Source organism: Streptococcus loxodontisalivarius, from assembly GCF_016908645.1.
GTDB lineage: Bacteria > Bacillota > Bacilli > Lactobacillales > Streptococcaceae > Streptococcus > Streptococcus loxodontisalivarius.
Map to the genome: position 1 here is coordinate 1 of NZ_JAFBEH010000021.1, position 11,967 is coordinate 11,967.

10 protein-coding genes are annotated in these 11,967 nt (G+C 41.1%); 1 reads left to right on the plus strand and 9 read right to left on the minus strand.

The features are described from left to right. Positions 1–438: 438 nt before the first annotated feature. The 8 genes from JOC28_RS05720 to JOC28_RS05755 form a co-directional block, all read right to left on the minus strand. Entirely contained in the window at positions 439–1,275 is an 837-nt protein-coding gene (locus JOC28_RS05720; protein WP_205009688.1) for a GHKL domain-containing protein, read from the minus strand. Between the two features lie 512 nt (positions 1,276–1,787). Beyond that, a complete protein-coding gene (gene gltX, locus JOC28_RS05725) occupies positions 1,788–3,245 on the minus strand; it encodes a glutamate--tRNA ligase (RefSeq protein ID WP_205009689.1) in 1,458 nt (485 codons plus the stop codon). Positions 3,246–3,331: 86 nt separating this feature from the next. Further along, complete coding sequence (locus tag JOC28_RS05730) at positions 3,332–5,053, minus strand: hypothetical protein (protein ID WP_205009690.1); 1,722 nt, start codon at positions 5,051–5,053, stop codon at positions 3,332–3,334. A 203-nt stretch (positions 5,054–5,256) separates the two neighbouring features. Beyond that, the gene (locus JOC28_RS05735; RefSeq protein WP_205009691.1) at positions 5,257–5,964 is read right to left on the minus strand and encodes a TIGR00266 family protein; all 708 of its coding nucleotides are present in this window, start codon (positions 5,962–5,964) and stop codon (positions 5,257–5,259) included. Between the two features lie 27 nt (positions 5,965–5,991). Then, positions 5,992–6,489: a beta-class carbonic anhydrase gene (locus JOC28_RS05740; protein WP_205009692.1), complete on the minus strand. Its 498-nt coding sequence runs from the start codon at positions 6,487–6,489 to the stop codon at positions 5,992–5,994. A gap of 208 nt (positions 6,490–6,697) precedes the next feature. Then, positions 6,698–8,062 carry a DNA repair protein RadA gene (radA, locus tag JOC28_RS05745; RefSeq protein WP_205009722.1) on the minus strand — a complete coding sequence of 455 codons (1,365 nt, stop codon included), beginning with the start codon at positions 8,060–8,062 and terminating at the stop codon, positions 6,698–6,700. A gap of 11 nt (positions 8,063–8,073) precedes the next feature. Further along, the gene (locus JOC28_RS05750; RefSeq protein ID WP_205009693.1) at positions 8,074–8,520 is read right to left on the minus strand and encodes a dUTP diphosphatase; all 447 of its coding nucleotides are present in this window, start codon (positions 8,518–8,520) and stop codon (positions 8,074–8,076) included. A gap of 11 nt (positions 8,521–8,531) precedes the next feature. Further along, complete coding sequence (locus JOC28_RS05755; protein ID WP_205009694.1) at positions 8,532–8,897, minus strand: YbaN family protein; 366 nt, start codon at positions 8,895–8,897, stop codon at positions 8,532–8,534. 194 nt (positions 8,898–9,091) lie between these two features. Here JOC28_RS05755 and JOC28_RS05760 point away from each other — a divergent pair, with 194 nt between their 5' ends. Then, positions 9,092–9,880 (plus strand): formate/nitrite transporter family protein, encoded by a 789-nt coding sequence (locus JOC28_RS05760; protein ID WP_205009695.1) that lies wholly within the window; start codon positions 9,092–9,094, stop codon positions 9,878–9,880. 318 nt (positions 9,881–10,198) lie between these two features. Here JOC28_RS05760 and JOC28_RS05765 read toward each other — a convergent pair whose 3' ends face one another. After that, complete coding sequence (locus JOC28_RS05765) at positions 10,199–11,962, minus strand: ABC transporter ATP-binding protein (protein WP_205009696.1); 1,764 nt, start codon at positions 11,960–11,962, stop codon at positions 10,199–10,201. Positions 11,963–11,967: the final 5 nt, after the last annotated feature.

The window sequence follows — 11,967 nt, forward strand, 5'->3', positions numbered from 1 at the left end:
AATGAGTGCAAAAATCAGATAGTAATCTCAAAATATCTACTGTCTAAAAATTATTTTCTCTTTAAAGCATTGAAATACTTGACAATTGGTAGAAAATAAGAGCAGTATTTCCCTAAAATTTGAGATAATCCCAATCCGTCCAAGGGTTTCGACATAGAGGAAAATAAAGAGATAAGCAGCCAGCAAAAGTTTCCAAGAAGCTCGCTTGGCATGGGCTGATAAGGAATAAATACTTGCGACAATGCTGCTATTAAGCAGCATCACGAAGTAGACAAAAGCGTAGGAGGACCTTATTTGAATCAAGTCTCCACTTTTCCATATTGCTATCTCTGTCAGTATCCTCTCCATAAAACCTTTTCTCTTCCTTTATAAATTCTAAAAATTAAAACGCTTGACTATTATACCATAGTTCCCTATTTTTTGGAATATAAATAACCTTTAGCCTCTTCTGATATAGAGCGTCTGCGTAAAAAGATAATGGTCGCTCTTGGTTGTCAGGCTTACATTAGGGTATTTAGAAATGGTATCAGATAGTTTGGCTAAACCTAGCCCTCTTCCTTGTCCCTTGGTTGATTTATCTCTTTTAAAAAGTTCTGATAGATAGTGCTCTTTTTCTTTCATGGCATTCTCAACGATAACAATCTGATCCATACCATCTCTGAGAAAGGCCAGGCAGAGCTCCGGACAGGGAGCCTCCACTGCTGCTTCAATAGCATTATCCAAAAAGATTGATAAACAGAGCACTATATCCAAAATCTCCATATGAAAATGATCAATCTCTTCTGGTACTTCAATATAGGTCTTAACTCCCAGCTGGTTAGCCTCTAGCAGTTTAGCAAAAACCAAGCTCTTAACAGGGGAAACCTGCATGTTTATCAGACAGGACATCTCCGCTGAACTAGTTGAAAGACTAGCCTTCTTGGGATCTAGCAAGGATTGGTAACCTTCCTTGATTTCCGAAAGATGACCTTTTTCTATCCTTCCTTTTAAATCCAAGAGCTCTCTCTCAGCATCCTGTTTAAATTCCTCCAACTGCAGATAGAGCTGCTCAATGTGCAGATTGTAGGACTCCATATCCGACAACATCTTACTATTTTGTTTAAGAGATTGGAGTTCCAGATAGTTCTTACAGGTTCTATTTAAATAGCTGAGCAGGCTAAGGAAAACCAGAAAATAAAGCATGACACTAATCTTTAACTCCACCTGATGTTCCATGGCAAATAGCCCAAAATGAGGAGAAAAGAAACTATAAACAAGTACATAATAAACGGTCATACTCCCTAACAGACCTTTCAAAACCCAGTGCGTACTTTTGTGAGACTTATCCATCTGACGAATAGATTCAAAATCCAGGGCCAAAAATTCACTGATAAGTAGGTAGATAGGATAGACACAGATATAGGATAGAAGAAGCAGAAAATCAGACGGTTGTTTCATTTCCAAAAGAGATGGAATCACCCAAAATAGTAGAAAACGCGAACTCATATCTGTTATACACAAGGGGAAAAGACTGTAAAAGAAACTATCAAGCTTAGGAAGACCATATTCTTTCTGACACATATAATACATGATCAAAGGCTCTAGCAACATCAGAACAGGAAAAATGCCTTCTAAAATAATTATCGAACAATAAAATAATAAGGGTAATCTCAGACGAGTCAGGTGCCTAAAGACACGCCAGTCAATTAGGCACTTGACCGCCAGTATCGCTAAAAATAATCCAGGAAACATTCTTTTCTTCTCTCCAAAACAACGAGAGGGGCTGACTGGCAGCCCCTCGGTCATTATTATTTAATTGTTGCCAACATGTTATCAATATGTTGGATAGATTTGTCACGACCTAGAAGGAAGATAGTATCTGGCAATTCTGGACCGTGCATTTCACCTGAAACAGCGATACGGATTGGCATAAAGAGGTTTTTACCCTTGATGCCTGTTTCTTTTTGGACAGCCTTAATTTGTGGGAAGATGTTTTCTGTAACAAATTCCTCATCAGAAAGGGCTTCAAGTTTAGCTTTGAAGGCTTCAAGAACAGTTGGAACCGTTTCGCCTGCCATCACTTCTTTTTCAGCTTCTGTCAATTCTGGGATGTCTGAGAAGAAGAGGTCTGTCAAAGGCACGATTTCATCAGCTGATTTCAATTGAGGTTTGTAGAGCTCAACCAATTTTTCAGCCTTGTCTGTCAAACGCCCTGCTTTTTCCAAGAATGGTTTGCAGAGTTCAAAGACAGTCTCGAAGTCAGCATTTTTAAGGTACTCATTGCTCATCCAGTCAAGTTTCTTCTGGTCGAAGGCTGCTGGAGACTTGCTGAGGCGGTTCTCATCAAAGAGATCAATCAATTGTTCACGTGAGAAGATTTCATCTTCACCACCAGGGTTCCAACCAAGAAGTGCGATAAAGTTGAAGACAGCTTCTGGAAGGTAACCTTTTTGACGGTAGTCCTCGATAAATTGAAGGGTGTTAGTGTCACGTTTTGACAATTTCTTACCAGTTTCAGAGTTGATGATAAGCGTCATGTGACCAAATGCTGGCGCATTCCATCCAAGTGCTTCATAAATCATTAGCTGTTTTGGTGTATTGGCGATATGGTCATCTCCACGGATAACGTGAGAGATTTGCATATCGTGGTCATCGATAACAACGGCAAAGTTGTAAGTTGGGTAACCATCTTTCTTCTGGATAACCCAGTCACCACCGATATTGCCACCCTCAAACTCGATGTCGCCTTTAACCATGTCAGTCCATTTGTAGATTCCTGACTCGTTAACAGCAAGACGGACAGTTGGGATAATGCCAGCTGCTTCACGTTCTGCGATGTAGGCTGCTTTTTCCTCTTCAGACATACCGATGAATTCGTTGATGTAACGTGGTGTTTCACCTGCTGCTTCTTGACGCTCACGCTCTGCTGCCAACTCATCTTCTGTTACGTATGACTTGTAGGCCTTACCTTCAGCCAAGAGTTGGTCGATGTATTTTTGGTAGAGTTCCAAACGTTCTGACTGACGGTAGTTGTCATGTGTCTCTGGGCTTTCATCCCAGTCCATTCCCAACCAACGCAAGTTTTCAAGTTGTGAACGTTCACCGTCTTCAACATGGCGTTTGCGGTCAGTATCTTCGATACGGATGATAAAATCACCACCGTGATGACGGGCATAAAGGTAGTTAAAAAGGGCTGTGCGGGCATTTCCGATGTGGAGGAGCCCAGTTGGACTTGGTGCGTAACGCACACGGATTTTATCTGACATAATATTCTCCTGTAAAATTTCAATCGTTCTTATTATAGCATAGGAAAAACGAAAAAAACAGTCGGACCAGCCAACTGTTCATCAATTTAAGCATGATTTTTTAACTTGTAAAAACTTAAACACCACATCAATAGAGTCAAAATAAGACTCGGTAGTAACCATATCGGATTTTGGTAGGTGAGGACTGCCTTGTGTTTACCAATTTGTGACTCTACAATAGGCATTCCAATTTCTGATAGATGGAGCTGTTCAGGAGTATAGAGCTTACCATCTATTGAGAGTTGACTATTGTGATAGATAACTAATGGCAAGGTCGTCTTCTTGACACTTTCACTAGTCCACTCATAGCTGATACTGCCCTTGTTGACACTGATTTTAAAATCCTGTGGATTATTAATAACAGCAGCTCGATACATATTGTAATAGTGCTTCGATGTCGCGCTATCAAGGGCAACTCCTCCCTCTTCATAACTTGGAAGGTAATCAGCCATATAGGCTTCTGTCATTTCAATAAATTCGGATAAATCAGTTGAATTTACTGCTCGTCTAAAATCACTCTCTGAAACACTAACTTTAATATAATAATCACGAGTCATAAAATTGTCATAGCGACGCAGACTTCCAAGATAGACATGCCCCACACCATAGAGCACGGAAAAGGCAAGCAAGAAGCAAGTACATACTTTTTGCCATTTAGGTAGGGGATAAGCAGTCAAGAATAAGCCTAGGCTAATCAAAAGAAGAACGATGGCATAATCAAAGAAACGATGAGGAAACTGAATAAGTTCAACAATCCCATATCCCTTTCCTGCCAGCAGTTGCCAAGGGAAAAGATTAGTAGAAAGACACAAAAATATAGCATAGATTAAACTAAGATACAGTAAGCGTCTTCCTCTTTTTTGAAGAAGCCAAATCAGACTCAAAACAAACTGTAACACCATCAAAATCACTGTAGACTTTGGAGCAAAGTGGGTTCTTGCATACATATTTAACGTATCTGTCAAGAAAGTTTCGTTTACATAAACAGGAATAATATCATTGGCTGTATAAAGATGTAGAAAACTAAGCCAAATATTCGGCGTTAGCAAAAGAAATATCACAATTGATTGTAGGAGCAATTTGAAATCGACCCACTTCTGGGAGGATTTTATCCAACTTGCACTAAATACAAAGAGATAGATAGTTAGTAAAAACAAGGTTGATAACAAATGAACCTGTGTCATCAAACCAACCGAGATAGCTAATCCCCACTTGTTTAAGCGACCAGTCTTCATATACAAGAGGACCGGTAATAAGCAAAGTGGAAAAAAGATTATTCCCCATGTTCTAAACCCTTGATTGGTCATCCAACTAACCAGTGGATAGCTGACAGCAAAAAATAAGGATAACAAGATATTATACGACTGTTTTACCTCTAATTTCTTTAAGCAAATATACATGTTAAGACTTGATAAGAAGTAAAGCAACCAAGATGAAATCAGGAAGTAACGGTACCAAGTACCTGAAATCAACACTAACAAACCATTGATATAGGCAAATAGTGGACCATATAAGGCATTAATAATACGTCCTGTCGAATTAAAGCCGTACAACATTGTAAAGTAGGAATAGTTTCCTTCTTTTATCTGCATGGCAGTTTCATAAAATCTATTATAGTGAAAACTAAGATCCCAACCTGTCGGGACAGACCTCTCCACTATAGGAACAAGCATCAGCAATAAAGAAAAGATAGCAAAAAACAAGTAAACAAATCTATCTTTTTCTAGTAAGCTAAAGCCTTTTTGAATGAACTCTCTCTCTTTTCTCATTTAAATTCTTTATCTCACTTTTTAATTTCAAAAAATCTTTTCCCATTTTATCATATTTTAAGAGTAAATGGTTTCAAACTTGCTTATTTAAGTCTTTTTTTCTAAATAATAATTCCAAAACCTACAGCTAATAAAAAATACTCCTAAAACTAGAGACTTAGCTCCAAGTTCAAAGAGTATCATTTATTCTTTTATAAAATTGCCTATTCCGTCACTAAATAGCTTCCTAGCACCCCAGCAAAAGCTTGAAGGTTAAGGCTCTGAACATAGATTTCACCATGTCCATGGAAGGTATTGACCACACCTTCACCTGTACCAATAGACTGAAAGAAACTGTTTTCTAAATGAATATCATAGTCAAGGCTTGTACTCCATGCCACAACATGAGCATTGTCAATGGTCATGGTTTCACCTTTGAGTTCTAATTTTTTGATAGAGCCAAAGGCATTGGCAAGAAGGGTTCCTTCTCCTTCTGTCGTCATGACAAAGAGACCACCTTGACCACCAAAGAAGGCACGTCCGACAGATTGCCTTTCCATATGGTATTGAGCAGAGCCATCTAGAGCAAGAAAGGCACCGTCATTGAGACGATACTGTTTGTCTCCCAATTCCAGAGCAATGACTTGACCTGGGACAGATGGTGCTAAAGCCAATTTCCCATCATCTTGGTTGGATACTGCCTCTGTAATAAAGAAACTCTCACCCGAGGTCATTGCTCGGCCTAGAGCGCCTAGCATTTTACCAAAGCCAGCCCCACGTCCATTGACCCGAGTGTTCAAGGTGACACTCGGCGTATGATAGACCATGCTTCCACGCTGAATATAGGCCCTTTCGCCAGCTTCAAGAGCAATTTCTACGAGAGGAAACTGCATATTACTATCAATAGAGTAAGTCATACGATTATCTGCCATAAATAGAACCTCCAGCTTAGTTAAATTTTAGGGTTTAACCTCAGTCATACGTCCTGTGTCAACATCATAAACGGCACCATTGATTTCAACATCATCTGGTATCAGTGGCGAAGCCTTGAGTAAGGCCATATCCTCTCGGACACTCTCTTCCACATCTGTAAACGGAAGGAAATCTTGACCAGCAACATCAACACCTAACTCAGTCTTGATATGTTCTGCAAAGGCTTGATTGGTAAATGTCTGCGCTCCGCAGTCGGTGTGGTGGAGGACAACAATTTCTCTAGTCCCCATTTGTTGTTGGGAAATCACCAAGGAGCGAATCATGTCCTCTGTTACACGACCACCTGCATTACGCAAGATATGGGCATCCCCAAGGGCAAGACCAAGCGCCTGTGCAACGTGCAGACGAGAGTCCATGCAGGTTACAATAGCAACTTTTGTTTTAGGTTTGATTGGAAGATACTTGGTTCCGTGTAGGGCAACATAGGCTTGATTAGCCAACATAAAGTTATCAAAATAAGACATTTCTTCTCCTTTGATTCCAAAATGGATACTTAAAAAGCATCGCAGCCTTAATATAAAAATCATTTGATTCTCATATTATCAATCTAGCTCCATCATATCATCTTTAGAGTGTCTTGTCTTGCAAAAGGTTTTATTTTCAAAATATTTCGACAACAAAAAAGCTCCAGAACTGGTCAAATAACTGACAGTATTGGAACTTCAATTCTTTTTAAGCAGGAAAGACTTTTTTCAAAACCTCTCCAACTGTTGTCACACCAATCACCTCGATACCTTTTGGCAATTCGATACCTTGAAGAGAATTTTTTGGTGCATAGATTTTGGTGAAGCCTAGCTTGGCAGCTTCGTTGATACGCTGCTCGATGCGAGTGACACGACGAATCTCGCCTGTTAGACCGATTTCACCGATAAAGGCTTCTTGTGGATTGGTTGGCTTTTCCTTATAGCTAGAGGCAATGGCTACCGCGACAGCCAAGTCGATGGCTGGCTCATCTAATTTGACACCCCCAGCCGACTTGAGATAGGCATCCTGATTTTGCAGCAGAAGCCCGCAGCGCTTCTCCAAAACAGCCATAATCAGACTCACTCGGTTAAAGTCTAGCCCTGTTGTAGTGCGCTTAGCATTTCCAAAAACGGTCGGCGTCACAAGAGACTGCACCTCAGCAAGGATAGGACGGCTCCCTTCCATGGTAACGACAATGGCAGAGCCCGTCGCACCGTCAAGGCGCTCCTCCAGAAAGACCTGACTGGGATTGAGAACCTCAACTAGACCACCTGACTGCATCTCAAAAATTCCGATCTCATTGGTCGAGCCAAAACGGTTTTTGACTGCCCGCAGAATACGGAAGGTGTGGTGGCGCTCCCCTTCAAAATAGAGAACCGTATCCACCATGTGCTCCAGCATACGAGGACCAGCAAGCGTTCCTTCCTTGGTCACGTGTCCAACAATGAAGGTCGCAATATTGTTTGTTTTAGCCAGCTGCATGAGTTCAGCAGTCACCTCACGCACCTGTGAGACCGAACCTTGAACACTTGAAACCTCAGGACTCATAATGGTCTGAATCGAATCGATAATGAGAAAATCAGGCTGAATCTTTTCAATCTCAGCTCGGATGCTCTGCATGTTAGTCTCAGCATAGAGGTAAAATTCGTTATCGATATTACCCAAACGCTCACTGCGCAATTTAATCTGCTCTGCGGATTCTTCCCCAGAAGCGTAGAGAACGGTACCCTTATCAGCTAGTTGGGTTGAGACTTGTAAAAGCAGGGTTGACTTTCCGATACCAGGGTCACCACCAATCAGCACCAGACTCCCCGGCACAACACCGCCTCCCAGCACACGGTTGAACTCATCCATATCTGTCTTGGTACGAGCATAATCAATAGAATCCACATCTTTAAGCTTGATAGGTCTTGTCTTCTCACCAGTCAAGCTGACGCGAGCATTTTTAACCTCCTGAACCTCAACTTCTTCTACAAAAGAAGACCAGGACGAACAGTTGGGACAACGCCCCAAATACTTAGGAGAATTGTAGCCACACTCCTGACAAACAAAATTTGTTTTTTTCTTAGCGATAATATAACTCCTTACTTCCCAGTCGAACCAAAGCCACCTGTACGAGTGCCAGTTGCCTCATCACCATCCACTAAAAGGAAGGGCATAAAGACACCTTGGACGATGCGTTCACCTTCTTCAAGGACAACTGTCTCGTCAGTGATATTCTGCATCTGAGCAAAGATGTGTCCCTCATTGTTGGGGTTGCCATAATAGTCTCCGTCGATAACACCGACTGAGTTAATCAATACCAAGCCTTTTTTGCGGGGATTTGAAGAACGGTCAAAGAGATAAAGCACCTCACCTGCCTGCATGTAGGCCTTAACACCAGTTGGTACCAACTTAATCTCCCCAGGGGCAATCTCAGTTGTCACAGCAACCTTCAAATCATAACCAGCTGCGTGAGCTGTCTCACGTTTTGGCAGTAACTCTTGGTTGGTAAAGGTCGATACCAACTCAAAACCACGAATTTTAGTCATTTTTTCTCCTCTCAGTCCTCTTTATCAGGGATTTTGTAAAATAGATAGTAAGTGATAAAAGCCGTCAGAAGCACCAGCAAGATTTTCACGGGCAATAGCGGTGCAAAAAAGATGGAAATAGCCATCAAAATATAAATCTGTACAATAATCCTTTTCTTACGTGACCTTGAAATAGACTTGGTCTCAGCATAATCAGCCACGTAGAAATCATAGAGCTTGGTCCCTCTCAGCCACTTGTCAAACTTCTCAGACGAAGCCGCAAAGCAAGATCCAGCCAACAATAAAAAAGGAGTCGTCGGCAAGATTGGCAAGATAATTCCGATGATTCCTAGAAAAAGGCTCACAAAGCCTGCAATAATCAAGAGTACTTTTTTCATAATTTTATTTTACCATGCAGCCTCTAAAATCTCAAAAATTCTTTAATATTTTTATAAAAACGATTTCAAATCATTTTCATTTTTGATATAATATTTGTGAAAAAGTGAACGATTTTATCAGGTTGGTCCTTTTCAAAAACTACAAGAAAATTGAAGCTGGAGATTTGGCTTCACAGGATTAGAGAGGAAAGATTATGAATCCATTTCAGGAAAAAATTGCTGCTGCCTGCGCTAAAAAAGAGGCGCTTTTCGACGAGAGTTTAGGACGTTATGCTCTACGTTCAATGTTCGCAGGAGCCTTCCTAACCATGTCAACTGCTGTTGGGGTTATCGGTGCAGACGTTATCTCTACTGGCATCCCTGCCCTTGCACGCTATACCTTTGCTTTTATCTTTGCTTTTGGTTTGGCTTATGTACTCTTCTTCAATGGTGAACTAGCAACATCTAACATGATGTACCTGACTGCAGGTGCTTATCAAAAGAACATTACTTGGAAAAAAGCCATCACTATTTTGGTTTACTGTACAGTTTTCAATTTTGTCGGCGCTACTATCCTAGCTTGGCTATTTAACCAATCATTCTCATATCAAAACCTATCAGATACAAGCTTCTTGGTCAATGCAGTGCAGACAAAACTAGCTAAAACTGACTGGCAAAACTTCACAGAAGGAATTACGGCTAATATCTTCGTAAACGTTGCTATCATGGCTTATATCCTTATCAAAGAAGAGTCAGCAAAACTTCCAATCGTTATCTCAGCCATCTTTATGTTCGTTTTCCTTGTAAATGAACACTTGGTTGCCAACTTCGCATCATTCATGCTTGCAGCCTTCAGCCACATCGAAGGAATCAAAGGCCTTAACATCCTAAACGTTCTCCGTCAATGGATTGTTGTCTTCTTCGGTAACTGGATCGGTGGCGGTGTCATTATCGGAATCGCCTACGCATGGCTCAACAAAACTAAAACAAAACACATCGACTAAAAAAAGCGCCAGTGGCGCTTTTTGGTTGAAGACAAAATCTTTTTTCGATACTTTCCTTAAGTGATGTCGGACGTCAGCGACTTCCTACGGAATTCCATGACTAATATTTGAGCCAAGTGTCTCAAATATTCCGAGTGTAAGAAATACTTTTTCATAGGCGTTTCTTACACTTTCATCACGGCGGAAGTATCTTGAGGTGCTCGCTAACGCTCGCATGAAATCGGAAGATTTATTTTAAGTAAGCAGAGCTTTGATTTTAAATTTTGTTGTAAACTAGGTTTGTCTACATTCTGAAAAAGCGCCAGCGGCGCTTTTTTCTTATTCAAAAACAAATTGGTTGTGATAAAGCTCAGCGTAGAATCCTTTTTGTTCCAACAATTGGAAATGATTTCCTTGTTCGAGGACTTTTCCATCTTTCAGAACGATGATTTCATCTGCATTGAGGATTGTTTTCAGACGGTGAGCGATGACAAAGCTAGTACGTCCTGCCACGATGGCTTCCATGGCTTTTTGAATCTTAGCTTCTGTCACGGTATCAACGTTTGATGTTGCCTCATCCAAAATCAAGACCTGTGGGTCTGTCAATAGCGTACGAGCAATCGAAATCAACTGTTTTTGACCAGTTGAGAAGACATTCTCATCATCAGTTACATAAGTGTCGTAGCCGTCAGGCAGACTCATGATAAAGTCGTGAATATGCGTCGCACGCGCAGCAGTTTCCACCATTTCATCAGTCACTTTTTCATTTCCAAAACGGATATTCTCCGCAATCGTTCCTGAGAAGAGAACTGACTCCTGAAGAACGATACCAACATTTTCACGCAGACTATCCAAATCATAGTCACGAATGTCAATGCCATCAAACTCGATAGCTCCACCATCCACATCGTAGAAACGGTTAATCAAATTCATGATGGTTGTCTTACCAGAACCCGTCGGACCTACAACGGCAACCATCTTACCTTTTGGAGCTGAGATAGAGACATTTTGAAGGACTTTCTGACCTGGAAGGTAGCCAAAGGTGATATCTTTGATCTCCACACCTTCCTTGAGTTCTGTAAACTTAGGACCATTTTCAGGACGAACTTCTTCTTTTTCGTCAAACATTTCCTGGATACGCTCAGCACCTGTAAAGGCAAGTTGGAGCTCACCCCAGCTAGCAGCTACCTGCATGATTGGTTGGTAGTATTGCTGTGAAAACTGAACAAAGGTAACGACCATACCCAGCGCTGCTGCCGTTGTCATACTCTTATCATTAAGCAAAATAGCAGAGCCTGCAAAGATAACGATGGCTGTATTGACCAAACTCATCCCATTCATGATAGGAAAGAGTAGCCCAGAGAAAAGACGACCACGGAAGGTTGCCTTACGGACACGGTCATTTCTTTCCATAAAGCCCTTGATAGCATCTTCTTGAAGACCTTGGACGATAATGGCTTTTTGACCTGAGATCTTTTCATCCATATAGGCATTGAGCCCACCAACTTCTTTTTGTTGAATATCTGTGTACTTACGAGCCATTCGAACAATAAAGATAAGAACAAGGAGGGCAATCGGTGTTGTTGCAACAGTTACCCAAGCCAGACGGACATCCTGCACAAACATGACAATCAAAAGTCCAATATAGAGGATAACGTTCTGGATAACTGAAGCGAGTGACTGGTTGAGTGAGTTTTGGATATTATCCAAATCACTGGTAAAACGAGATAGAATATCACCATCTTGGTGTTGGTCAAAGAAGGCAACTGTCAAACGCCCCAATTTTCCAAAGAGTCCCTTACGCATACGGTGGGTTGAAAAGGCAACGATACGTGAGAAAAGGAGGGTGTAAATAGCCATTGAGACTGAGGTAAAGAGATAAGCTAGGAAAAGCTTAAGCATGATAGACCAGAAGTTAGATAGGTCAGTCTGTCCAGTCTCAGCAAAAGTCGTCGCAACTGTCGACAAATCCGCAATAGCCTGCCCCATATAAACGGGTGCCAAAACCTGCAAGAGTGTCGAAATGATAATAGCAACTACGATAACTGACATAGCAATCTTGTGCTTTTTAAAATAAAACCAGAAAAAACGTGCCGTTTTCATAGACC